At 52.7% G+C, this 25024-nt stretch carries 21 protein-coding genes and 1 pseudogene; 18 read left to right on the top strand and 4 right to left on the bottom strand.

Annotation, left to right across the window (positions count from 1 at the left end; translation table 11 throughout):
• Window positions 1-17 precede the first annotated feature (17 nt).
• The 9 genes from C7W93_RS17630 (at window position 18) to C7W93_RS17590 (ending at window position 8911) form a co-directional block, all read left to right on the top strand.
• Window positions 18-1229 (top strand): ABC transporter substrate-binding protein, encoded by a 1212-nt coding sequence (locus C7W93_RS17630; RefSeq protein WP_108441570.1) that lies wholly within the window; start codon window positions 18-20, stop codon window positions 1227-1229.
• A 37-nt stretch (window positions 1230-1266) separates the two neighbouring features.
• The gene (locus C7W93_RS17625) at window positions 1267-2154 is read left to right on the top strand and encodes a branched-chain amino acid ABC transporter permease (protein ID WP_108441569.1); all 888 of its coding nucleotides are present in this window, start codon (window positions 1267-1269) and stop codon (window positions 2152-2154) included.
• On the top strand, window positions 2151-3107 hold the full coding sequence (locus C7W93_RS17620; RefSeq protein WP_108441568.1) for a branched-chain amino acid ABC transporter permease: 957 nt from the start codon (window positions 2151-2153) through the stop codon (window positions 3105-3107). Before C7W93_RS17625 ends, C7W93_RS17620 begins: the two co-directional genes overlap by 4 nt.
• Window positions 3070-3537, top strand: a complete 468-nt coding sequence (locus C7W93_RS17615) for a hypothetical protein (RefSeq protein WP_146177578.1) — start codon at window positions 3070-3072, stop codon at window positions 3535-3537. The genes C7W93_RS17620 and C7W93_RS17615 overlap by 38 nt, the downstream gene beginning before the upstream one ends.
• Before the next feature lie 120 nt (window positions 3538-3657).
• Window positions 3658-4647 carry a porin gene (locus C7W93_RS17610; protein ID WP_108441566.1) on the top strand — a complete coding sequence of 330 codons (990 nt, stop codon included), beginning with the start codon at window positions 3658-3660 and terminating at the stop codon, window positions 4645-4647.
• A 479-nt stretch (window positions 4648-5126) separates the two neighbouring features.
• Window positions 5127-5855, top strand: coding sequence for a haloacid dehalogenase type II (locus tag C7W93_RS17605; protein ID WP_108441565.1), 729 nt, complete (start codon window positions 5127-5129; stop codon window positions 5853-5855).
• A 22-nt stretch (window positions 5856-5877) separates the two neighbouring features.
• Window positions 5878-6375 carry an Lrp/AsnC family transcriptional regulator gene (locus C7W93_RS17600; protein WP_108441564.1) on the top strand — a complete coding sequence of 166 codons (498 nt, stop codon included), beginning with the start codon at window positions 5878-5880 and terminating at the stop codon, window positions 6373-6375.
• Window positions 6376-6416: 41 nt separating this feature from the next.
• Window positions 6417-7892, top strand: a complete 1476-nt coding sequence (locus C7W93_RS17595) for an NAD-dependent succinate-semialdehyde dehydrogenase (RefSeq protein WP_108441563.1) — start codon at window positions 6417-6419, stop codon at window positions 7890-7892.
• A gap of 137 nt (window positions 7893-8029) precedes the next feature.
• Window positions 8030-8911: a DMT family transporter gene (locus tag C7W93_RS17590; RefSeq protein WP_108441562.1), complete on the top strand. Its 882-nt coding sequence runs from the start codon at window positions 8030-8032 to the stop codon at window positions 8909-8911.
• Window positions 8912-8991: 80 nt separating this feature from the next.
• Here the strand turns inward: C7W93_RS17590 and rhaI are convergent, their stop codons facing one another.
• Window positions 8992-10287: an L-rhamnose catabolism isomerase gene (rhaI, locus tag C7W93_RS17585; RefSeq protein WP_108441561.1), complete on the bottom strand. Its 1296-nt coding sequence runs from the start codon at window positions 10285-10287 to the stop codon at window positions 8992-8994.
• An 85-nt stretch (window positions 10288-10372) separates the two neighbouring features.
• A complete protein-coding gene (locus C7W93_RS17580; protein ID WP_108441560.1) occupies window positions 10373-12478 on the bottom strand; it encodes a bifunctional rhamnulose-1-phosphate aldolase/short-chain dehydrogenase in 2106 nt (701 codons plus the stop codon).
• Between the two features lie 396 nt (window positions 12479-12874).
• On the opposite strand from C7W93_RS17580, the gene C7W93_RS17575 reads away from it, so the two are divergent.
• From C7W93_RS17575 to C7W93_RS17545, 7 genes are all read left to right on the top strand, one after another.
• On the top strand, window positions 12875-13669 hold the full coding sequence (locus C7W93_RS17575) for a DeoR/GlpR family DNA-binding transcription regulator (protein WP_225869924.1): 795 nt from the start codon (window positions 12875-12877) through the stop codon (window positions 13667-13669).
• A 67-nt stretch (window positions 13670-13736) separates the two neighbouring features.
• Window positions 13737-14741 (top strand): rhamnose ABC transporter substrate-binding protein, encoded by a 1005-nt coding sequence (rhaS, locus tag C7W93_RS17570; protein ID WP_108441558.1) that lies wholly within the window; start codon window positions 13737-13739, stop codon window positions 14739-14741.
• A 201-nt stretch (window positions 14742-14942) separates the two neighbouring features.
• Complete coding sequence (locus tag C7W93_RS17565) at window positions 14943-16490, top strand: sugar ABC transporter ATP-binding protein (protein ID WP_108442195.1); 1548 nt, start codon at window positions 14943-14945, stop codon at window positions 16488-16490.
• Window positions 16487-17485: an ABC transporter permease gene (locus C7W93_RS17560; RefSeq protein WP_108441557.1), complete on the top strand. Its 999-nt coding sequence runs from the start codon at window positions 16487-16489 to the stop codon at window positions 17483-17485. Before C7W93_RS17565 ends, C7W93_RS17560 begins: the two co-directional genes overlap by 4 nt.
• Entirely contained in the window at window positions 17482-18507 is a 1026-nt protein-coding gene (locus tag C7W93_RS17555) for an ABC transporter permease (protein ID WP_108441556.1), read from the top strand. The genes C7W93_RS17560 and C7W93_RS17555 overlap by 4 nt, the downstream gene beginning before the upstream one ends.
• 28 nt (window positions 18508-18535) lie before the next feature.
• On the top strand, window positions 18536-18850 hold the full coding sequence (locus tag C7W93_RS17550) for an L-rhamnose mutarotase (RefSeq protein WP_108441555.1): 315 nt from the start codon (window positions 18536-18538) through the stop codon (window positions 18848-18850).
• Between the two features lie 2 nt (window positions 18851-18852).
• On the top strand, window positions 18853-20241 hold the full coding sequence (locus C7W93_RS17545) for an FGGY-family carbohydrate kinase (RefSeq protein WP_225869923.1): 1389 nt from the start codon (window positions 18853-18855) through the stop codon (window positions 20239-20241).
• A 40-nt stretch (window positions 20242-20281) separates the two neighbouring features.
• Here C7W93_RS17545 and C7W93_RS17540 read toward each other — a convergent pair whose 3' ends face one another.
• On the bottom strand, window positions 20282-20830 hold the full coding sequence (locus C7W93_RS17540; protein ID WP_108441554.1) for a DUF2380 domain-containing protein: 549 nt from the start codon (window positions 20828-20830) through the stop codon (window positions 20282-20284).
• Window positions 20831-21169: 339 nt separating this feature from the next.
• Here C7W93_RS17540 and C7W93_RS25315 point away from each other — a divergent pair, with 339 nt between their 5' ends.
• Window positions 21170-22297 carry a zinc-dependent alcohol dehydrogenase family protein gene (locus C7W93_RS25315; protein WP_108441553.1) on the top strand — a complete coding sequence of 376 codons (1128 nt, stop codon included), beginning with the start codon at window positions 21170-21172 and terminating at the stop codon, window positions 22295-22297.
• 81 nt (window positions 22298-22378) lie between these two features.
• Here the strand turns inward: C7W93_RS25315 and C7W93_RS17530 are convergent.
• Window positions 22379-23092: pseudogene (locus C7W93_RS17530) on the bottom strand (GNAT family N-acetyltransferase); the annotation flags it as partial.
• A 137-nt stretch (window positions 23093-23229) separates the two neighbouring features.
• On the opposite strand from C7W93_RS17530, the gene C7W93_RS17525 reads away from it, so the two are divergent.
• A complete protein-coding gene (locus C7W93_RS17525; protein ID WP_108441551.1) occupies window positions 23230-24735 on the top strand; it encodes a PLP-dependent aminotransferase family protein in 1506 nt (501 codons plus the stop codon).
• The last annotated feature ends 289 nt before the right edge of the window (window positions 24736-25024 follow it).

The following is a 25024-nucleotide window of genomic DNA, read 5'->3' as shown; positions in this document are numbered from 1 at the left end:
TCATCTAGGAGACAAAAATGAGAGAACAAAGAAGAAATTTCATCATTTATAGCGGTTTGGGTCTGGGGGCTGTCGCCCTGCCGAGCCTGCTGTTCGCACAAGATAGCGGCCCCATCAAAATTGGCGTGCTGATACCGTTGACCGGGAGTACCAGCCAGTTCGGTGCAACGATGAGTAAAGCTGCATCCCTCGCCGCGCAAGAAATCAATGCTGCTGGCGGGGTATTGGGCCGCAAAGTCGAGATCGTCATTGAGGATGATCAAAGTAATCCGGAAGCTGCGGTCCGGGCGGTGCGCAAGATGATCGATCTGGATAAAGTGGTTGCGGTGTGCGGTAGTTATGCATCGGCCGTGACATCTGCGATTGCGCCGATTTGTTGGGAAAGCAAAATTACGCTGCTGACCGCATCCGGGGCCGACAGCATTACCAAGCTGCCGCATCAAGGCTACATTTTCCGTACTTCCCCCACCGTCACGTTGCAGGGCACGCGGCTGGGCAATTTTGCGGTGGAGCTGAATGCTAAAAAAGTGTTTTTCATGGGACCGCAAACGCCATTTGCAAAATCCTATATCGACATCATTACCGGCATCGTGACGAAAGCAGGCGGCACCTGCGGCGGTCTGATCTATGAAGACAAGAAAACGACTTATCGCACCGAGGTGGATCAGGCATTAAAGGCACAGCCGGACATTATTGTTCTGGGCGGCTACGTTCCTGATACTGCGGTTGTGTTGAAAGACCTTTATCGCGCAAATTACAGCGGCAAACGGATGGGTCTTTCGTTCGGCGTGAATCAAAAACTGATCGATGGTGTGCAGAAGGAAGTGTTGGAAGGGACTTATTCGCTGGTCCCTTCGGCAGCGGTCAGCTCGCAAGCGTATAAAAATCTCATCGCCAAAATGCATTTGGATGGACTGGATACCTATAGCTGTCAGGTGTACGACCAGATCAATTTAGTGGCGTTGGCAATCGCGCAGGGAAAAATCGCCACCGGGGTTGGTGTGCGCGACAACATACGCAGCGTTTCTCAAGTCGCCTCGCCATCGCAGCAAGCACCGATCGTAGAAAATTTTCCCGATGGCGCGAAACTGATTGCCGCCAAACGTGTGATCAATTACGACGGCGCAAGCGGTCCTTGCGAGTTTGCAGAAAATGGCGACGTCAAAGGTGTGTTCTTCCGATACGAGCAAATTCAGGCTGGCAAACTCGTCACCATCAAGGTCGCCTGAACGCTGACCGATTAACAATATCGTTTGAGACAATGTCATGATCTTAGATTTAATGCAGCACCTTCTCAACGGACTGATGCTGGGATCAATATTAGCGCTCCCAGCGCTTGGTCTGACGCTCATCTTCAGTGTGCTGGGGTTTGTCAATTTCAGCATCGCGGCCCAGATGACTGCGGGTGCTTATGCGGGCTGGCTAGTCAATAGCCATTTCAAGTGGCCCTTAGTTCCTTGCATCATGGTGGCCTTTTTTGTGGCCGGTGCCATCGGCGTGGCTGGCGACAGACTGGCGCTGAAACCGATGCGCAAGAAAGTCAATGCAAACACGCCGTTGATGGTGGCAATCGTATCGATTGCATTAAATCTGGCGCTGGAAAATGGTTATCGTTTTTTATTTGGAAACGAGCTGAATAGCTATGATTTGCCGTTAGTCCGTGACTTCCATTTTCTGGGTTTGGGCATAGGTCCACAACAGGCGCAAAATTTACTGATCGCGTTGGTCATGGCCGGTGTTTTGGCAGCATTCTTTTCTCTGACCCGATTGGGTAAAGCCATGCGGGCAGTGGCAGACAACGCCGATTTGGCACGCTTGAAGGGGATCAATCCCGACAGCCTTTCTAATATCGCGACCTTTATCGGGATGGGATTAGCGGGTGTTGGCGGTGCGTTACTGGCGGTCGATACCAGCGCTGATCCTTCTACCGGCGCACGGTTGTTGCTGCTGATTTTTGCATCGAGTGTAGTGGGCGGCTTATCGAGTTTGAGCGGCGCAATTATGGGCGCGCTGTTCATCGGCGTTGCCAGCGAGATGTCGATGTTCTTCATCTCACCCGTCTATAAATCGGCTATTGCATTTGTTGCCATCGTATTGGTATTGCTAGTAAAGCCGACGGGTCTATTTTCGGGTCTTTCAGGGGCAAAACGATGACAACTTATCTTATTTTTATCCTCACCATTGCAGGCATTTACGCGATGCTTTCGCTCGGTCTGGTCACCATCTGGGGGCAGGGCGGCATGGTGAATCTTGGACTAGTTGGTTTCTTTTCCCTTGGCGCTTATACCTCTGCATTGCTGACCGCGCATGGCGTTCCGATTGTGGGTGGGTGGGTCGCCGGGGCTATTTTTTCTGGTTTAGTGGGCGCGGCGCTGACTTACACAACCAGAAAAATGCGGGGCGATTATCTGGCGATTGTCTCGCTCGGATTTGCCGAAGTGATCCGCCTGATCGCGATGAACGAAACTTGGCTAACCCACGGCAGTGACGGTATTTCTGGTATCAAAGCGCCTTATAAACTTGCATTAGGGAACGCATTCGACGGTTTCTATTTGATTCTGGTATGGGCAGTTGTTGCCATCACCGCATGGATGATTAGTCGACTTTTGCGTGCGCCTTTTGGACGCGCACTGCGTGCCATGCGCGATGACGAACAGGTCGCCGCAGTCGCGGGCAAACCGGTGTTGCAGTTTAAGCTGAAATCGTTCTTTATCGGTGCCAGCGTCACCGGCTTAGCAGGCGCGATGTATGCGCATCTCACCAGCTATATTGCGCCGGATAGTTTCGTTCCGTTGCTGACTATCTACATTTTTCTGGCGGCGACTTTGGGCGGTTACACCCGGATCAAAGGCGCGTTGGTCGGTGCCGTTGTGGTCGTCGCATTGTTGGAATTGAGCCGGTATTTTGCGGCCTTTATCCCCGGGCTGAATGCGGTGCAAATTGCCTCAGTCAGAGAAATGTCCATCTCATTGACGTTGATCATCGTGATGCAAATGTGGCCCGATGGCTTGTTCGCGCCGAAGAACGAAAAGTCTGAATGTCATGCCGATAACACAGCAGGAAATATCAATGAGACCAGACCAGCGCCTCGCACACATCATATCTGAGGCATCGCGTGACAGTATGCGCACGCTTGCATCTGCAATCTCAGCCGTCGTCCCTTACGACCTCTTTACCTTATTAATCGTCGACTGGAACGACAACCTTGTGCGCAGGGCGTATTCGACCGACGAGCAAAATTATCCGAGCGGCGGCGTAAAACGGCTGATGGATTCGCTTTGGGCAGATCAGGTGATCCATCACAGTCAGGTGTTCTTTGCCGCCACACCGGATCAGATGGCAGAAGCATTTTCTGATCATGCTGATTTATCTGCTTTGGGCTTGCATAAAGCCTTGAACGTGCCGATTCGAGATGCGGGAAAAACCTGTTGTTCGCTGAATTTGTTGCGGCGGGATGAGGCGTTTTCTGCCAATGAAGGCTATGAGGTATTACGGGTTTTTGGCAGGTGGAGTTCAAAGCAGTTGCAGCGCCAGTAGTTGTTTGTTGTTAGCAGTCAGCCGTAACGCATAACACGTTACTGCACGCAGCCGTGCGGGGCAGTGCGCGGTTTTATAAATAGAAAATCTATAACAGGTTCATCTAACTTAGGAGTAACAATGAAGAGGACATTAATACCCATTGCGTTGCTGGGGATGATGGCGCAAGGTGCGTTTGCACAGACTTCGGTGACGGTGTATGGCGTCGCCGATATGGGATTGGTACAAGAGAAGGGCGGCCCGAATGGCGCTGTTACTAAGCTGACGAGCGGCATTGGTTATGGCTCGCGTCTGGGTTTTAAAGGTGTTGAAGATCTGGGTGGCGGACTATCTGCAAAGTTCGTCCTTGAAGCAGGTATTTTGATGGATACCGGTGCCTCGGGACAGGGCGGGTTGTTGTTTGGACGTCAGTCTTTTGTGGGTTTAAGCGGCGGCGCAGGAACTGTCAATTTGGGACGGCAATATACGCCGTATTACTGGACCCTGCTGACTCTCGATCCTTTTCTCACCGGCTATGCTGGCACTGCCGCAAATCTGATGTCAAATACTGGCGGTCGCACCAATAACACTGTTTTGTACTCATCACCGACGTTTGGCGGCTTCAGTGGGGATGTGGCTTATTCCTTTGGCGAAGTTGCCGGAAGTATTGCTTCCAGTAGCGCGGTGGGCGGTGTGTTGAACTATGTTAACGGCCCGCTGCTGGTGAAGCTTAGCTACCACCATGCGGATAATGCAACGGCAACCGACGCGTCAAAAAATACGCTGCTGGGAGGGACTTACGATTTTGGCATTGCAAAAGTCCATGTGGCGTATGCGCGCAACTTAGGCCTTGGCATCAATAGTAATGATGCATTAGTTGGCGTAACGGTGCCATTTGGGCCGCATCGGATTTTGGCATCTTTTATCAATAAAGATGATAAAACTGCCGCGCATAAAGATGCAAATCAAATCGCGGTGGGTTATGTCTATAACCTCTCAAAACGCACTGAACTTTATACGGCATATGCGCTGATCAATAACAAGAACGGCGCATCCTACACCGTAGGAAACGGCACGGAACTGGGATCAGGAAACCGAGCGTTCAATTTTGGCATGCGCAATTTCTTCTGAGGCCGACATCGTTCTGACTTCGCCATAGGGTGGCCACCCTTAGCGCACATCTCAATTTATCTCTATGACGCGTATTTTCATTTGACTGAAAATAGGGATTCGTTCGTTCTTTGATAACGAAAAGCATCTTTTTTGGGTGGTTTTATGGCGTTCGGCAAGCGCTCTTCTTTTGTGTATTTTGTCTGCAATAGAAGGGTGCTTGGCGAATTTTTTAACAATTTAGCGAGAGGGCGAAATAGCCTTTTCGCTTAAAGGACAAGAATATTGCGTGCCATAGCGCCGTAAGGGACGAAAGAATAAAGTGTTTAACGCGGCACCAATCTCGCAATTTCTTGCTGTTTAGGGTGCGCAAATCGCTGCAATTGCGTATGCATTTTTGCTTATAATTTTCTTAGTTCTTCGTTTGCGGCGGTGATGTCAGAAACCTGTTTTTTCCAGACGTCCCGCAACAATCTTGCATTCTATAAAGGAGATTTACCATGCAATTGACTGATTTTAAAGTGCTGACATTTGACTGTTACGGCACCCTGATTGATTGGGAAACCGGTATTTTTGAGGGCTACCAAGGGCTAGTAGCAAAAGCGGGCGTATCGCTGACCCGTGACCAAATCCTGGAAACCCACTCGCGTTATGAAGCCGCGCAACAGGCAAAAACGCCTGACATGATTTATTCCGAATTACTGGCGGTGGTCTACGCCCAGGTTGCGAAAGAATGGAAAACTGAGGCGAGCGCTGAAGAAAGTGCTGTATTCGGTAAAACGGTGGTGAATTGGCCTGCATTTATTGATTCCACAGCAGCGCTGCAATATCTCAAAAAATATTACAAATTAGTCATTCTTTCGAACGTTGACCGCGAAAGCTTCAAAGGTAGTAACGCGCGTCTGCAAGTCGAATTTGATCACATCTTCACTGCGCAAGATGTCGGTTCGTACAAGCCGAATCCAAAGAATTTTGAGTACATGCTGGAAAAGCTGGGCGCTGAAGGCATCCAAAAGGATGACATTCTGCATACGGCAGAAAGCATGTTCCATGATCATCAACCTGCGAATGATTTTGGCTTAGCTTCAGCCTGGATTTATCGTCGTCATGGTCAACCCGGTTTTGGTGCAACCCAACCGCCTGCTTCTATGCCAAAGTATGACTTCATGTTCACAAGCATGGCTGAAATGGCGAAGGCACATCAGGAGGCTTTACGCGCAAAAGAGTAAGCCACTTCCAGAGGAGTTGATGATGGTGAGATCCCCGAAATTAGACCGGATAGATATTCGTATTCTGAGTGAATTACAGGTCAACGGACGCATTAGTAATAGCGATCTGGCAGATGCGGTGGGGCTCTCATCCAGCCCGTGTTTAATTCGGGTGCGTAAGCTGGAAAGCACGGGCTTCATTAAAAGCTACGGTGCGCAGATCGAACTGTCAAAGCTGGCAGATCCGCAAGTCGTCTTCACCCAGATTACGCTGTCGAATCATCGACGCGAAGACTTTATGCGCTTTGAGACCGCCGTGCGCAAGCTCGACGAGCTGTTGGAAGCGCATCTGGTCAGCGGCGGTTTTGACTACTTACTGAAGTTTATGACGCGCGGCATTGCAGAATACCAACGTTTAATCGATGAATTGCTGAGTCAGGAAGAGCTGGGAATAGCCAAATATTTTAGCTTCATCGTTCTTAAATCCCCCATTGTGAAGACGCATTATCCGGTCCAGAAATTGGTCTCTGAAAGAGAGTAAGGCCGCCGGTAAGCGATTCACTAGCTAAAAAGAGTTTCACTATGAATCTTAACGATATCACGCTGTTCCGCACTAGCTGTTTGATTGACGGCGTTTGGCAGCAGGCGGACGACGCAGCGCATTTTTCCGTCACCGATCCTGCGACGGATGCTGAAATTTGCATCGTCCCGAACATGGGCGCAAAAGAAACAGAGCGGGCGATTGCCGCTGCGAGAAAAGCCTGGCCTGCATGGCGTAAAAAGCCCGCGAAAGAGCGTGCAAATATCCTGCGAAATTGGTTTAATCTGATCGTGGAAAATGCCGACGATCTGGCAATGCTGATGACCCGCGAGCAAGGCAAGCCTTTAGCGGAAGCACGTGGCGAAGCGATCTATGCGGCTAGTTTTGTGGAATGGTTTGCCGAAGAAGGCAAACGTCTTGCTGGCGATGTTTTTGAAGCGCCGCAAACCGACAAACGCATCGTGGTACTGCGCGAGCCTATCGGTGTCTGCGTCGCCATCACGCCGTGGAATTTTCCTGCTGCGATGATCACCCGTAAAGTAGCACCCGCGCTGGCGGCAGGCTGCACGATGATTATCAAACCAGCGGAACAGACTCCGCTTACCGCGCTGGCGTTATGTGAATTGGCCGTCCGCGCAGGGGTGCCGCCGGGCGTGATTAATATCGTGACATGCGATATCGATCGTGTTGCAGAGGTCGGCGGCACGCTGACCGCGAGCGATACCGTAAGAAAAATCAGTTTCACCGGCTCGACCGAAATCGGCAAATTGTTAATGCGCCAAAGCGCAGACACCATCAAGAAATTGTCATTCGAGCTTGGCGGCAATGCGCCGTTTATTGTCTTTGACGATTGCGATGTAGACGCCGCAGTCGAGGGCGCGATGCAAAGCAAGTTCCGCAATGCCGGGCAAACCTGCGTTTGCGCAAACAGAATATATGTCCAGTCAGGCGTCTACCAACAGTTTGCCGAGAAATTAGCGGCGCGTGTGGCGAGGCTTCAAATCGGCAACGGTCTGGTGCAGGGCAGCGAGATCGGCCCGTTGATCGATAAACCTGCTATCGCAAAGGTAGAAGAGCATATCGCCGACGCATTAGGAAAAGGCGCTAGTCTGCTGGTTGGCGGAAAAGTCGTCTCGGATCAAAACAACGGCAATTTCTTTGCGCCGTCAGTCCTGATCAATGCCACACAGGCCATGAAAATTGCCCGTGAAGAGACCTTTGGGCCGGTTGCGCCATTGTTTAAGTTTGAGACCGAAGAAGAAGTGATTGCAGCGGCTAACGATACCGAATTCGGATTAGCGTCTTACTGCTATTCGAACAATATCAAACGGGTCTGGCGCATGATGGAAGCGCTGGAATACGGGATTGTCGGGATTAATACCGGGATCTTTGCGAATGAAGTTGGCCCATTCGGCGGCGTCAAGCAATCCGGGCTGGGGCGCGAAGGTTCGGTCTATGGCATCGATGAATATACTGAGTTGAAGTATTGCTGCCTGGGTGGTTTCGATCAGCCTTGATGATCATTACGTTCCGGCGTTCCGGCGGCCGGCGCTCGATCACAGCCGCTTTGGCGGTTCGACGCCGGAACGTGGTTATTTAATGGATCTTACATAGCATATTCCACTCGACCGATTCTTCCATTCCTCCCTTCTCCATGTCCACTCCTTTTAAAGCGCCTGCTAACCGGCTTGCGACTGTTGCCATTTTATTGTCGGTGTTGATTTGGGCGGCGCAAGCGAGTCTGGCTGTGGCCCTGCACAATATTCCGCCATTTCTGCTGACCGGCCTGACGCTGAGCATTGGCGGTGCGCTATCGCTGCCAAAAATTCGACACTGGAAATTATCGCTGCGCCCGTTGGCAATCGGCATTTATGGCATTTTCGTTTATCACGTGTTTTATTTTATGGCGCTACAGAATGCTCCGGCGATTGAGGCTAATCTGGTGCATTATCTTTGGCCAGCCTTGATTGTGGTGATGACGCCCTTATTTTCGCCAGCAAAGCGCGTCCACTGGAATCACGTCGCCGGGATGCTATGCGGGATTGCTGGCGTGGTGGTTGCGGTCATCAGCGGCGTTGGCGTGAACGTGGACGGATTCAGCAGCGGTTATGTCTATGCACTTTTCGCCGCCTTTGTCTGGGCTACCTATTCTTTATTGCTGGGCGCATCGAAGGGGCAAACAGTCTGGACTACTGGCGGCGTTTGTCTGGTGTCCGGCATATTGGCATTGCTGTGCCACGTTGTTCTGGAGCCGACGGTAAATATCTCGAATCACGATTGGATGCTGGTCGTTATCAAAGGCTTAGGGCCGATGGGGTTGGCATTTTATCTGTGGGATTACGGCATGCGTCACGGTGATTCGCGGTTGATTGGTTTGTTTTCTTATGCGATTCCGGTGCTTTCCACGCTGTCCTTATCGCTGGTCACTGGTCGCCCGCTCACAATAGCGATCGTCGCTGCGACCGGTTTGGTGGTGGTAGGCGGCCTGTTCGGTTTTATTTCGACCAAGACAAAAAAATCGGCCATTCCGGCCTGAGATGACATCGCAAGTCAGCGTTGGAGTCAGCACTATTTCGATCAGGCTGCTGTGCTCCAACCTGCTACAACGGTGGGTGGTTAAACAATGCCGCTACTGCTGGCACCCGCTTTAGGTGGACGCTGTTCCTTCTTTTGCATCCGATAGCCGCTGGCACGATAGCATCCGACCGGATCAGTCGCCGCACCTGAACGGTGGCGTGCCATTGCCAAAATCGGCGTGACATCGGTGCGAAATGCGTGTTTCAGACTTTGCGCTGCTTGCAATACATCGTTGTTTTCCTGATGATGCTGCAAGGCGGTACGGTCGACGATGGCGGACTGGATAAAGGCGCGTTGTACCTCAATCGCGCTGCTCATCAGGCTCTCAATCGGATCGGTCACGTTGTGTGACTGGTCGAGCATATACGATGGTTTGAAGGTCGCGCCATCGCGCTGTGCAACATCCGCCAGTTCATTGAAAATCAGGAATAGCTGGAAAGGATTGATACTGCCGGAATCCAGATCATCGTCGCCGTATTTGCTGTCGTTGAAATGGAAGCCACCCAGTTTGCCGAATTGCGCAAGGCGGGCGACGATCATTTCGATGTTCGTATTCGGTGCGTGGTGGCCCAGATCGACCAGACATTTTGCTTGCGGTCCCAACTCGGTGGCGCAGGCAAAGCTGGTGCCCCAGTCCGCGATGGTGGTGGCATAGAATGCCGGCTCAAACAGTTTGTGTTCGATATAGACGGACCAGTCCGCTGGCAACGCGCTGTAGATGTCGCGCATACTTTCCAAATAGCGCTCCAGCGCACCCCGTAGATTATGCTGACCGGGGAAATTCGCACCGTCGCCGATCCAGACCGTCAGCGCCTTCGAACCCAGCGCCTGACCTTGTTCGATGCAATCGATATTGTGCGCCACCGCTTGGGCACGGACTGCTGCGCTCATGGCGGTCAGGCTGCCATTTTTGTACGAAAGCGCTTGCCCCTGCTGATCCTGAAAAGTATTCGAATTAACGGTATCGAACCCCAGCCCGTAGCCGCTGGCGATTTCGCGCAATGCCATCGGATCGGTGGTGCTGTCCCAAGGGAAATGCATTGATACGGTTGGCGTGGCGCGTGTCAGTTGCTGGACTACAGCGCAGTCTTCGAGTTTCTCAAATACATTGCGTGGTTCGCCTATGCCGGGGAAGCGTGCAAAACGTGTGCCGCCGGTTCCTGCGCCCCAGCTTGGCAACGCCACCGCAAAAGTCTGTGCCAATGCCGTCAATTGCTCGATATCCTGACCACGGCGGGCCAGCATGCCGCCCAGTGCTGCGTAGTCGGCTTCAAGATTGGCGTGAAGTTTGGCATTGTGTTCGGCCACCATGCCGCTATCGAGAACTGTGCTCATGTTGTGTCTCCTTTTTCAGCAACATGGCACTATGGCCTGTTGCTGGTTTAATTATATTGTTTGGGTACGTTCTTTTGGTATTAGCTTAACGGGTAAACGCCGCCGCATTGCCTGCATCGACATTGATGATGTTGCCGGTGCTTTTGGCGGATTTATCGCTGGCCAGAAAATACACCGCCTCGGCGATATCTTCCGGCAGCACGCTGCGTTTCAACATGCTGCGTTGGCGATAGAATTCTTCGATATCGTCGGAATCGATTTTGTTCGACGCGGCGCGTTCTTCTTTCCATTTGCCATCCCAGATGCGCGAGCCACGGATTACAGCATCCGGATTGACGACATTGACGCGGATGCCGTGCTCGGCACCTTCTAGTGCAATACAGCGCGCCAGATGAATTTCTGCTGCTTTGGCGGTGCAATAGGCGGAGGCACCGGCGGAGGCGACCAGACCGTTTTTGCTGGCAACGAAGACCATGCTGCCGCCCATTTTTTGCTGCTTCATGATGCGGAAGGCACCGCGACTGACCAGGAAATAACCGGTTACCAGGATCGATTGATTGCGTTCCCAGATTTCCAGCGTGGTGTCTTCCAGTGGTGCAGAAGAGGCAATCCCGGCGTTGGAAATCAGCAGGTCGACGCCGCCAAAGCTTAGCGCCGTCGCGTTCAGGATCGCGTCGACATCTTGTTCGCTGGTGATGTTGGCACGGATGGTGGCGACGTTATCGCGTCCGGCGACTTTGACCAGACTTTGCTGCGCCTGCTCCAGTGCCTCTGCATCGATATCGGTCAGCATCACGCATGCACCTTCTTGCAATAGCTGACGCGCTACCGCTTGACCAATTCCGCCGCCACCGCCGGTGACCAGCGCAATCCGGCCTGCCAGACTTTTCGGTTTTGGCATCCGTTGCAGCTTGGCTTCTTCCAGCAACCAGTATTCGATATCGAAAGCTTCTTGTTCCGGTAAACCGACATAGGTATCGACACCATTGGCACCGCGCATGACGTTGATGGCGTTGACATAGAATTCGCCCGCAATCCGCGCAGTTGCTTTGTCCTTGGCAAACGACAGCATGCCGACGCCGGGAATCAGATAAATGATCGGATTGGCATCGCGCACGGCGGGGCTGTTGTCGCGTTTGCAGCGGGTGTGATAGGCGATGTAGTCGGCACGATAAGCGCTGAGCGCATCGTCCAGAACGGCGATCAGGCGATCAAAATCTGGATTGGCGGGATCGAAATCGATGACGAACGGACGAATTTTTGTGCGCAGAAAGTGATCCGGGCAAGATGTGCCTAATGCGGCCAGCGGCAGTAAGTCGGCGCTGCAAACGAAATCGAGCACCGTGGCGCTATCGTCGAAATGGCCCAGTTTATATTCATCTTTGCTGATTTTTCCACGTAACAGCGGCATCAGACGGGCAGCCAGCGCCGCACGTTCTGGCGCGGGCAGCGGCGTGAATTTGCTGCCGCCAAAGGCTGGTTGACGGCTATTCGCTGCTATCCAGTCTTCTGCGCGTTTGATAATCATCAATGTGATTTCATAGCAGGATTTGGCAGTGTCGCCCCAGGTAAACAGGCCGTGACCTTCGAGGATGATGCCCTTTAATTGCGGTTGCGCTTTTGACAGGGCTTCCAGTTTCAGTCCCAGATCGTAGCCGGGACGTTGCCACGGCAACCAGCCCAGATCGCCTTCAAATACTTTCTGCGTCAGCGCTTCGCTGTTGGCGCAGGCAGCAATCGCGATCACCGCGTCTGGATGCATATGATCGACGTGTTTGCGATCAATATAGGCGTGCAATGGCGTATCGATGCTGGCCGCACGCGGGTTCAGGTTGAAGGTGCAATGCGGCAGATACGCGACCATTTCATCTTCTAGCGCTAATCCGCGATAACGTTTTTTCAGCGATTGCAGCTTGTCCATATACAGTGTCGAAAAGCCATCTATCTTGATGCTGCCGAGATCGCCGCCGGAACCTTTGACCCACAGAACTTCGACTTGCTCGCCGGTCAGGTTGTCGGTCATATCGATCTTGGCTGAGGTATTGCCGCCACCGAAATTGGTAATGCGCATGTCCGAACCCAGCAGGTTAGAGCGGTATAGCAATAACTCTGGCTCACTTAATCTGGCAGCAACGGCATCATCCCACAGCGAGTTGATGGGTTCTTGTTTGGTGTCAATTATTATTGTCATACAGTCTCCGTTATCGATTTCTAAAGCCATTTTGCTCAGTTCGGATCATCTTTGATCAGTTGCGATCAGTCTTCGGCTGGCGCTGGCGGCATCGGATGCGATGGCCTCGCAGCTTTGAGGAAGCTTGACAAGTAGAAAGCAGCCAGCAATGAGTGTCAATCCGAATACGGTCAAAACGCTGACCGAAATGCAAATAATCATCATGTTGATCAGTCTGCGATCAGCTATTTGATTGCAGCGCAAATAATCATCGAGTTGATTGATTGATGATTGACTTCTCTTTCTCAAATGCTTAGTCTGTTTTACCGATATAGAGGTCGTCCGACAAGGATTGCAGGCATGTGCAGCAATCCGAAGAGATGATCCAACGAGGAGACAAAACATGGTGAATGCGTGGTGAATCACAAGCGCCGTAAGGGCTTGCTTAAGTTACTGGCTGAACACACTACGGCGAGTGTGGAGCAAATGGTCGATTGGCTTAATGCCTCACCGGCGACGGTGCGACGCGATATAGCCTGGCTGGCTGAGCGCAATCTGCTGATTCGGACCCGCGGCGGTGCAGAAAATTTGCAGCAAAAAAAACGCACCTTTACGCTCACCGGCGAAACCTTCCAAAACAATATCGAACGCAATGCGACGCAAAAACGCGCCATCGCCAGACAGGCCAGCAGCATGTGCGCGGATGGCGAAACGATCATCATCAATGGCGGTACAACGACCTACATGATGGTGGAGTTTCTGGCTGAAAAGCGCCTGAAAATTCTGACCAATTCTTTCATGATGGCAGAGCGTTTGTTGATGTCTAGCGAGAATGAAATCATCCTGCCCGGCGGCACGGTATATCGCGAGCAAAACGTGATTCTCAGCCCCTTCGACAATGACATTACACAACACCATTACGCCGCCAAGATGTTCATGGGCGTGTTCGGCCTATCGATGCTGGGTTTGATGGAGGCCGATCCCTTGTTGATTCAGGCCGAAAAGCGCTTGATCAGTCAGGCAGAAGAATTAATTGTGCTGGTCGACAGTGCAAAGTTTGCGAAGAAAGCCGGTCTGATTTTGTGTGGCCTGAATCGCGTTTCTTGCGTGATTACCGACACAGGCGTATCGGATGCGGCGGTGCAGATGCTTGAGCAAGCTGGCGTAAAAGTGATCGCGGTCGCGCCGGAAACGCTACCCAAAGACAGGTAACACCACACCTTTTAACAAGGCTGTGGGGCATTCGCTCTACGGTCGCATTCCCTAAGGAGACACCGCAATGAAACTACAAAAAATATTGCTCGCAGCATTGACCGTCAGCATGATCGGCGGCCTGGTGAGCAGCGCACAAGCGGCTGAAAAAATGAAAATTGCGATGGTGGTGAAAAGCCTGGGTAATGGCTTTTTCGATGCTGCCCATCAAGGCGCGAAGGAAGCGGCGAAAGAGCTTGGCGATGTCGATGTGATTTATACCGGCCCGACCACACCGACCGCAGAAGGCCAGATCGAAATCATTAATTCGTTGATTAGTCAAAAAGTGAGCGCGATTGTGATCTCGGCAAATGATGCAAATGCATTAGTGCCGATTACCAAAAAAGCGATGCAGCGTGGCATTAAAGTACTGTCGTTCGATAGCGGCATTGCCAAAGAAGGTCGATTGATGCAACTCAATCCTTCTAATGCGCAACTGATTGGGCTGAAACAAATTCAGATGGCGTCGGATGCGATTTCCGGTACTGGAGAGGTGGCGATTTTGTCTGCGACTGCGCAAGCGACCAATCAGAATATCTGGATCGGTGAAATGAAGAAGGCGTTGCTGAAGCCAGAATTTTCGAAGATGAAATTGGTGGCGACAGTGTACGGCGACGATCAATCCGATAAAAGTTATCGCGAAGCAATCGGCCTGTTGCGCAGCAATCCAAACCTGAAAGTCATCATTGCACCGACCACAGTCGGCATCAACGCCGCCAGCAAAGCGGTGGTGGATGAACATCTGGTCGGCAAGGTCTATGTCACCGGTCTGGGCTTGCCTTCTGAAATGGCGGGGCACGTGAAGAGCGGCGCGGTGAAAAGCTTTGCTATCTGGAATCCGATTGATCTGGGTTACGCCGTGACTTACGCAGCGCATGAATTCGTCAAGGGCAAGGCGACTGGCAAAGCGGGTGAAAGCGTCGCGGTAGGACGGATGGGCAAGATCACATTGGATGCTGATGGTGAAGCGGCATTAGCGCCACCGTTTACGTACAACAAGGATAACGTCGATAAGTTTGCGAAAATTTTCTAAGACGCGATTTAGAGCGATTTAATACTTTAAATGCAGCACTCTTGCAGAGAACACTGGCGATAACGCTGAAGTGGGTTCTCTGCAAGCCAGCGTTGTACCTTTATTTTTTGCAGCCATCGCGCCGCCATAGCAGGTTATTTCCGCACGGGTCAGCCTGTGACTGCCTAACTTTTGCCCATCATCATTGCTTCTAAAACCACCATGTCCCAGCCTACCGCGCCCAGCATTTCCCAAGATTCTCCCCCGGCATTGACGCTGTCTGGCATCTGTAAACGTTTTCAGGGCGTCATCGCGCTGGATGATGTTCACTTGACGGTTCACGCCGGTGAAGTGATGGCATTGATTGGCGAAAACGGTGCAGGAAAATCGACATTGGTGAAGACACTGACCGGCATTTATCAGGCGGATGGCGGCACCATTTATATGGCGGGAAAACAGGTTTCTTTTGCCAGCCCGCAAGCTGCTATGCAGGCTGGGATTACCGCCGTCCATCAAGAAACCGTCATGTTCGATGAGCTGACGGTAGCCGAAAATATCTACATCGGTCGCCAGCCGCAACGCGGTTTTCCACCGCGCATCGACTGGGCCTTTATTGAAGCCGAGGCAGAAAAATTATTTGCCCGGCTAGAAGTGTCGCTGCCGGTGCGCGCCAAGGTCAAAGACCTCAGCGTAGCGCAACGTCATTTTGTTGAAATCGCGCGTGCGCTGTCGCAAAACGCCCGCGTGGTGATCATGGATGAGCCGACCGCATCATTGTCGCAACGCGAAATCCATGAGCTGTATCGCATCATCGGCCAGCTGCGTGCTGCCGGTACGGCGGTGATTTTTATTTCACATAAATTTGATGAGATATTTGCCGTTGCCGATAGTTATACAGTGCTGCGCGATGGTCATTTTGTGGCGACGGGCGCGCTGTCGGATATCACGGAGTTGGATTTGGTATCGCTGATGGTGGGGCGGGCGATTCATCAGGTATTTCCAAAGGTCGAAATTACGCTCGGCCCGACTTTGCTGGAAGTAGAAAACTTTTGTCATCCAACTGAATTCGATGATATTAGTTTTTCTGTGCGACAAGGCGAAATTGTTGGGTTTTATGGTCTGGTCGGTGCTGGTCGCTCGGAAGTGATGCAGGCGCTGTTTGGGCTGACCAGTGAGGTAAGCGGTTCCGTCAAACTGAACGGTAAGCCCATTTCAATTACTTCCGCTAGCGACGCTATCGCGCATGGCATCGCTTACGTGCCGGAAGATCGCCAACATCAGGGCGCGCATTTGTCGCTGCCGATTGTGCATAACATCACGCTGCCGATTCTGGCCAATATCGGTTTTTTCCTGCTCGGGCGCCGTGCCAAAGAAACCGCTATCGCACGTCATTTCAGCGAGCAGCTTGAATTGAAGGCCAGTCACTTTACGCAGATGGTGTCGGAGTTGTCCGGCGGCAATCAGCAAAAGGTGGTGCTGGCGAAATGGCTGGCGACTGACCCCAAAGTCATCATTCTTGATGAGCCGACCAAGGGCATCGATATCGGCTCGAAGGCTGCGGTGCATCGCTTTATCAGCGAACTGGTGGCTAAGGGTTTGTCGGTGATTCTGGTGTCGTCCGAATTGCCGGAAGTGCTGGGCATGTCGGATCGCATCGTGGTGATGCATCAGGGCCACATCAAAAGAATCTTTTCGCGGGCGCAAGCAACCCCTGAAAACGTGGTTGCGGCAGCTTCTGGCAGCGGTGTATCTTTAAAGGAAACTGCATGAATTTTTTGAAACAACGCGAGGCATTGCTGGCCCTGCTAATCGTGCTGTTAATCGGTCTGGTAGGACTGCGGGCACCGGTATTTTTGAGTATGTCGAGCATGTCTAATCTGCTGACCGATAGCACCTTGCTGATCATGCTGGCGCTGACACAAATGTTCGTGATCATCACGCGCGGGATTGATTTGTCGGTGGCGTCTAATCTGGCGTTATCGGGGATGATGTCGGCGTTGCTGGCGGTTAAATTTCCTGCAATACCGGTGGGGGTCATCATTTTGGTGGCGCTTGGCATCGGCCTATTTCTTGGACTGATCAACGGTTGGTTAATCGGCGCGTTGAATTTGCCACCTATTGTTGTAACGCTGGGCACCATGAGTGTGTATCGCGGATTGGTGTTTGTGCTGTCGGGCGGTGCATGGGTATCCTCGCATCAAATGCCGGCGGCGTTCATTGCTTTTCCGCTGACGCGATTGCTGGGTGTGACGTATCTGGTCTGGATTGCGGCGGCTGCGATCTTGGTGACATGGTTTATTGCGCGCTACACCCGTTTCGGCAGGGATTTATATGCGATTGGTAACCAGCCGGTGGCGGCGCGTTACGTCGGCATTCCGACTTTTCAGCGGCTGCTCTGGACGTATGGTCTATCGGGCATGATGGCTGGGCTATGCGGTTATTTATGGGTCGCGCGCTATGCCGTGGCCTACACCGAAATCGCGTATGGATTTGAGTTTACGGTGATCGCTGCCTGCGTCATTGGCGGCATCAGCATTGCCGGTGGCGTCGGGTCGGTGGGTGGCGCAGTGTTGGGTGCATTGTTTCTATCGGTGATTAATAATGCGTTGCCAATCGTGAAGATATCGCCGTTCTGGCAAAGTGCGCTGACCGGCATCGTGATTCTGACCGCTGTGGTGATCAACGCACGCGGGAATAAAAAGAGCGGCAGGCAGATATTGCCGTTGCACCTGGTGAAACCGTCCGCGAAAAGGAGCGCTGCATGAATACGACCTCCCTGACCGCAACAGCCGAGACGATCAAGACTTCTCGCTACATCATCGGTGACCGCGAAGGCTTTCGCATGCGGACCTTAATGGGGCGCTGGGAAACCCTGCTAGCCCTGTTATTTATCGTCGTGTTTGTTGGCAATAGTTTGTTTCTGCCGAATTTCTTTGATTTTTATAATCTTGCCGACAGCACTTTCAATTTCAGTGAAAAGGCGATGATCGCGCTGCCGATGGCGTTGCTGATTATTTGTCGCGAAATCGATATCTCAGTCTCTGGCATTCTTGCGCTGTCTTCCGTGGCGATGGGCATGGCTAATCACTATGGCGTGCCGCCGCAAGGATTGTTGTTTGTGGCGCTGGCGACAGGAACGGCTTGCGGCTTTTTAAATGGGTTTTTGGTGACACGTTTTGCGTTGCCGTCGATTGTAGTGACGATTGGGACCGTGTCGCTATTTCGGGGTTTGTCGAGCGTGATTCTGGGCGATCAGGCATTTACCGGCTATCCACAATTGCTGGTGGATTGGGGCCAGGGTTACTTCTTTGAAGTGATTCCGCGGGAATTTGTGGTGATGATTGTATTTGCTATTCTGTTTGCGTTTTTGTTGCACGGCACCAGTTGGGGCAGACGGATTTATGCGATTGGGAACAATCCGGTAGCAGCACGGTTTTCTGGAATTCCGGTAAATCGTTATCGTCTGGCGTTGTTTATGCTGACCGGCGCAATGGCGGGATTGGCGGGCTATTTTTTGACCGGGCGCATCGGCAGCACACGCCCTAACATCGCCATGGGCTGGGAGCTGGAAGTCATCACGATGGTGATCCTTGGCGGGGTCAGTATTGCAGGCGGCGCGGGCAGCATTGGCGGGGTATTGCTGGCGGTTCTGACGTTGGGCATGGTGACGTATGGATTGGCGCTGGTGAATATCCCCGGCATCATCATGACGATCGTAGTTGGTGTGCTGCTGTTGATCACGATTGCATTGCCGCGATTGTTGCGCGGCAAGTACGCACAAAAATGAGCACTCTCGACTAAGGCAGACAAAAATAATGGAACAAATCGCCTTCAAAATGCAACTCAAAGCAGGTAATGTCGCCAAGTACAAACAGCGCCACGATGCGATCTGGCCGGAGTTGGTCGCGTTGTTACACGATGTGGGTGTAAGCGACTACAGCATTTTTCTTGATGAGACGAACAATGCATTGTTTGCGTTTTTGCGACGCAGCGATGACCATCGCATGGAGGGCTTGTCGCAGCATCCGGTCATGCAACGCTGGTGGACTTCGATGGCAGATATGATGGAAACCGATGCACATCTTGCGCCGCTGACGATGCCGCTGTTGCCGATGTTTCATCTGGATTAACCATGACATCGATGGCATTTACCCCGAATGCAACTGCGGTTCTGGACATCGGTAAAACCAATGTCAAACTGACGTTGCTGGATGCCGACGGCAAGACGTTGGCTGAACAGCGCCGCCCGAACGCGGTCGTCAATCAAGGCCTATATACGCATCACGATACCGAGGGGATTTGGGATTGGTTGCTGGCGACGTTGAAGGCGTTTTCGCAAAAGGCGAATATCGTCGCCATCGTGCCGGTCACGCATGGCGCCACCGCTGCGCTGGTCGATGATGATGGCTTGGTGCTGCCGGTGCTGGATTATGAATCCACGTTGCCGCAAACGCTGGACCGCGCTTATGAAACGCTGCGGCCACCATTTTCTGTCTCTTTTTCGCCGGATTTACCTGCGGGGCTGAACCTCGGTCGCCAATTGCACTGGCTGGCGTATCGCTTCCCAACTGAATTTAGCCGTGCGCGACATATCCTGACTTATCCGCAATACTGGGCCTGGCGACTGTCGGGCATCGCGGCTAGCGAAATAACTTCGCTCGGCTGCCACACTGATTTATGGCAACCGCTTCAAAAGACCTATTCTTCATTAGTCGAACGTATGGGTTGGGAAAGTCTTTTTCCACCGTTGCAGTCGGCCTGGAACGCACTCGGGCCAGTGCGTCCTGCGTTGTTGGTGCAATCTGGCTTATCGCCGGATTGTCAGATTTTATGCGGTATTCATGACAGCAATGCTTCGTTGCTGCGCTATCTCGGCAACGATGCTGATGCGATGCCGCGCACGGTGTTATCGACCGGCACCTGGCTGATCGCTGCGGCGTTTGGGACGCCGCTAGCCCGATTAGATGAGCAGTCCGACATGTTGGCCAACGTGAATGCCCGTGGCGAACCGGTGGCCTGTATGCGCTTTATGGGCGGGCGTGAATTTGCGACCCTTGCCGGTCCTGATCCAAAAGCCTGTGATGCGGCTGACTTGCAACGTTTAATCGATCAAAACACGCTGGCACTGCCTTGTTTTGCGGAGTCCGGTGGGTTTTTTTTTGGACAGGCGGGGACCATTGCAGGACCTGCAACGCAAACCGCAGAAGAGCGCTATGCGCTTGCCACGTTGTACTGCGTATTAATGACCGATTATTGTCTGACGATGCTGGATGCGGTGGGATCGATTGTGGTGGAAGGCAGCTTTACAGACAATCCTTACTTTTCAGGCTTGCTGGCGGCGTTGCGCACGCAGCAGACGGTGGCGATTTCGGATGATGCCAGCGGCACGACTTGCGGCGGCTGGATGCTGCATCACTGGGGCCGAACACCGCCGACCCATTGCAGATCGGCAGTGCCGCTGGTTTTGGACGGATGGGATGCTTACCGGGGTCGTTGGCTTGCGCTGGTTCACCCACGCTAACTGACTTTATTGGCTCAGCGTGGCTGTGGAATGCAAGTATTTATCGCAGTGAGTTGGCGATTTCTGGGCGCAGCGTTTCGCTTATTTGCTGTGCCAGACGATTAACACCTTTCGGGGTGATCTTTTTTTGCTGCCCTTTGATTTCAACCGAATAGATTTCAACTAATTGTTTGGTTTTTGTATTGATCAACTGCGCCTTCAAATAGACAAACAAAAAGCTTGCCTTATGAATCCGGCCAACGACGATCCAGTCGGCGCCGACGCTTTGCCCCAGCTCAGCGGCAACGTCATTGTGGTCATAAAGATAACCAAATGCAGCGTTTGCCTTCTCCTGAGTTTTCAAATCGATATCGATGATTTTGTAACCGCCTTTGGCTTCCAATGCCTTTTGCAGCAGTGCTTTAATCGATGCTGTGCGGTCTACTTCTTCCGGATTGACCGGATTAGCGGTCAGATTCAGCGTCAGGTCATTTAGCTCAAAATCGAGAATGGCGATGGATAGCTCTTCGGCGAAAGCGTGCGTGGCGGGAAGTAACCCCAGCACTATCACCAGCGATATATTTCTGAACCGGGCAAAGATAGAAGGCATAAGTGTTCGTTCTTTCTGCTCAAAAAATCGATTATGGGGGATCGATCGGGACGAATCTATCAACTATTCTACGAATATTACACATTATTTAAAATAAACATTATGCGCGAAGTGGTGATGTGTGATCGATACTGCTATTGGCAGTGCTATTGTTTTCGAGCCGAAAACATGCAAAAGTACGCTACGATTTACAGCCCAAAGGCGCTCGGTCTGAAATATCCAAAGAACAAGATCCAAAGACGACAACCAGTTATTTTAATCGGTCTCACAGTCCCCTCGGATTGACGATCTGACTTGATCACAACACGCATTACTTTACGCAAAAGGACGTCCAGTCTTATGAAAATTCATGCCGCAGTGCTGTATCAACTTAACGCCTCGCGCCCCTTCGCTAGCAGCCAGCCACTGGTTATTGAAGAGCTGGCGCTGGATAATCCCGGACCGGGTGAAGTGCTAATCAAAATGTTGGCAGCGGGTTTGTGCCATTCCGATCTATCGGTCATCACTGGCGTGCGCGCACGTCCAACGCCTATGGCGCTGGGACATGAGGCCTCCGGCAGGGTGGTCGAAGTCGGGCCCGGCGTGACTGATTTAAAGCCGGGCGATTTGGTGGTGATGGTGTTCGTGCCCAGCTGCGGCCATTGCGTGCCGTGCATGGAAGGCCGCCCGGCATTGTGCGAACCGGGTGCGGAAGCGAACGGCAAAGGAACGCTGCTTAGCGGTGAACGGCGGCTGCATCACGGTGCAACATCGATCAATCACCATCTTGGCGTATCCGCATTTGCGGACCATGCCGTGATCTCGCGCCGTTCCTGCGTCAAGGTCGAGGCGGCGATTGATCCGGTGGAGGCGGCGTTATTCGGATGCGCCGTGCTGACCGGCGTTGGTGCGGTCATCAATACTGCGCGGGTGCAGGCCGGGACCACGACCGCCGTGCTCGGTCTGGGCGGCGTCGGTTTGTGCGCGTTGCTGGGTGCGATTGCAGCCGGTGCGCGTGAAGTAATCGCGATCGATTTGCATGACAGCAAATTGGCGATTGCGCGCTCGTTAGGCGCGACGGCGACTTTCAATGCCAACGATCCGGACCTGGTCGAAAAGGTCAAAGCCATGACGCAGGGCGGGGTGGATTACGGGTTTGAAATGGCTGGGTCGGTACAGGCAATGGACGCCGCCTATCGTATGACGCGGCGCGGTGGTACGACGGTGACAGCAGGTCTGCCGCATCCCGACCATAAATGGCCGTTGCAGCAAGTCAGTTTAGTGGCGGAAGAGCGCACCGTTAAAGGCAGCTATGTCGGTTCTTGCGTGCCTAGCCGCGATATCCCGCGCTACATCGGGATGTACCTTGCAGGGAAGTTACCGGTTGATCTGCTGATCGGGGAACGACTGGGGTTGCAAGATATTAATCGTGGCTTTGACCGGTTGGCTACTGGCGAAAGTTTGCGGGATTTGATTGTATTTGACTGATCCGGATTATCATCCAGATTCGCCGCATTCGCGTTATTACGCTGAATGCGGGCGATTGTTTTTAGCCTATTAAGCTATCGTGGATTTCGCATCGCGCATCTGCGTCAACGACACGCGCTGCTTCCCTTCTGCATCGAAATTATCCGCTGCCAGCCATCTTTCAAATGCTGCCCGCAGCGCTGGCCACTCGCCATCAATGATAGAAAACCACGCTGTATCGCGGGTCCGCCCTTTGTAGACGATCGCCTGACGAAATATGCCTTCGAAGTGAAAGCCAAGGCGCGCCGCCGCCGCGCGTGACGGTGCATTCAAACTATCGCATTTCCATTCATAGCGCCGATAGCCGAGTTTTTCAAAAGCATATTTCATCAACAGGTATTGGGCTTCGGTAGACACCGGCGTGCGCTTCAGAAGAGGCGAGAATGCGACGTGGCCGACTTCGATGACACCATTAGCGGGATCGATCCGCATCAGGGATAAGGTGCCGACTGCGCGTCCCGTCTTGCCTTCGATGACTGCGTAGTGCCGTGGATCGGTGCTGGCTGCAGCACGCTCTGCATACTCGCGGTAGCTCGCTGCATCGGAAAATGGGCCGCCCGACATATAGGTCCAGTCGCGGCCATCCGGGGCTTGGCTGTAAGCCGCGTAAAGGTCTGAGGCGTGGCGCTCGGGGTCGAGTGGCTCCAGGTAGCAGTATTGCCCTTCAATTAAGCTCCACGATGGCTGCGGACGGGCGGTCCAGTTGGGCAAAGGTGCGCCAATTGGCTGCTGGTATTGATTCAAAACGTTCGGCATAAATATTTCCTTGCTATCTGGTATTCGATGGGTGATGGGCATATGCTAAAGTATGTTTTTCGTGGCTCTTAAAAAAGTACCACCTATGCTCTATTTGATGGTGCCACGATATCAATTCACCCCATTTTGACTGTTTCATGACGACTAATTCCACCGTTTTGATGCCGCAGATGTTGCTCGAAGCACCTCTAGCGAGAGACGCTGGCGCTGCGCCCATGCAGCGCCAACTGCATAGTCGCATCAAGGACGCGATTTTGAACGGTCGGCTGACGCCCGGTAGCCGTCTGCCGGGTTCCCGCGCATTGGCGGAGTCGCTGTCGATTTCGCGCAACACGGTGACGGCTACCTATGACCTTCTCGCTGCTGAGGGTTATGTGCAACCGGATCGGCAAGGAACCAGAGTGGCGCTGTTAGCTGGCCCGACATCGCCCGGGGTGAACGAGATAGCCGGGGCGAGACCAAGGGGCCGCAAGGTAGACTCTGTGCCGATCATCGCACAACATCTGGCACGCATCCAACCCACTGCGCCACGCTCTGAAGCCAGCGCTCCGTTGCGCCCGGGCATGCCCGCTTTATCTCATTTTCCTCTGACTGCATGGCGGTGCGGCATCGACCGCGCTATCCGTCGGGCGGGCCCATCGGCGTTAGGCTATGGCGATCCTTTGGGTGAGCCAATCTTGCGCACTTCAATTGCGCGGCATTTGAGTATTGCGCGCGGCGTGCGTTGCAATCCAGCGCAGATTGTCATTACCGAAGGCGCGCAAGAAGCGCTCTCGCTATGCGTGCGGTTGTTAAGCAATCCCGGCGACACGGCCTGGATCGAAGATCCCGGCTATCGCGGTGCCAAGGCCGCGATGCACGCAGGCGACTTGCGCGTGGTGCCAATGCGCCTCGACGCCGATGGATTGATCGTCAGCGAAAGTGATTGGCAATCTCAGCCGCCGCGTCTGATTTACACGACCCCTTCGCATCAGTATCCAACCGGCGCAGTGTTGACCGTGGCACGCCGTCTGGCGTTAATTGCGCAAGCGCGGCAACACGGCGCGTGGATTATCGAAGACGACTACGATAGCGAATTCCGCCATGCGGGCGAGTCCATCAGTTCCATGCAAGGATTGGTGGCACAAGCGCCGGTGCTGTACGTTGGCACTTTCAGCAAGACGATGTTTCCATCACTGCGGCTGGGTTTTCTGGTCTTGCCGGAGGCATTGCTTGCAGAGATGAAGACGCCGCTGGAGGAGATGCTGCGCGGCGGCCACCGCTATGAACAGCTGGCGCTGGCAGATTTTATTGAAAGCGGTCAGCTCAGCCGCCATCTGGGCCGCATGCGACGCTTATACCGTGACCGCCAGCATGCGCTGCGGTCGGCGTTGACGCAATATCTGCAAGCGCCTCACGAAATTGAAGGCGGTTATTGTGGCATGCACTTAACTGTGCGACTGCCAGCCTGTTACCCGGATCAAAAGATTGCCGAGATGGCGCTGAGTGCTGGCATCGCGCCTGCCCCGCTATCTGGCTTTGCGCTCAAGCCACTGCCGGAGGACAACGGCTTGGTGTTGGGATACGGAAATACGCCAGCAGAATTGTTCGCGCCGTTAGTGCGTCGGCTGTCAAAATTGATCGAGGCGGCGAAGATTTCCTAACTTTCTTGCGTGTTTGTATTTTAGTAGCAAACAATGCCGTTCCAAACGCCCCCCGCACTCAAAACTACAGTAATTCACGTTCAGACTTCAATTATCGAAAAATCCGTTTTAGCCGGATGGATTTTGCGCGTCAAACTGACATTTTTCCACGATACGGAAATTTGATTCCACATTATGGAATATGCGCCTGAAGAAAATCAGAAAATTCTTACCATTTTTTTGAAAATACGTTTCATATCGCAAAAAATAGTACATAAGTTATTGAAAATAAACAGTTTAATTTAAGTCA

It is taken from the genome of Glaciimonas sp. PCH181 (genome assembly GCF_003056055.1).
GTDB lineage: Bacteria > Pseudomonadota > Gammaproteobacteria > Burkholderiales > Burkholderiaceae_D > Glaciimonas.
Note: the sequence above shows the minus strand (reverse complement) of the source record. Positions and strands in the feature narration are given on the sequence as shown.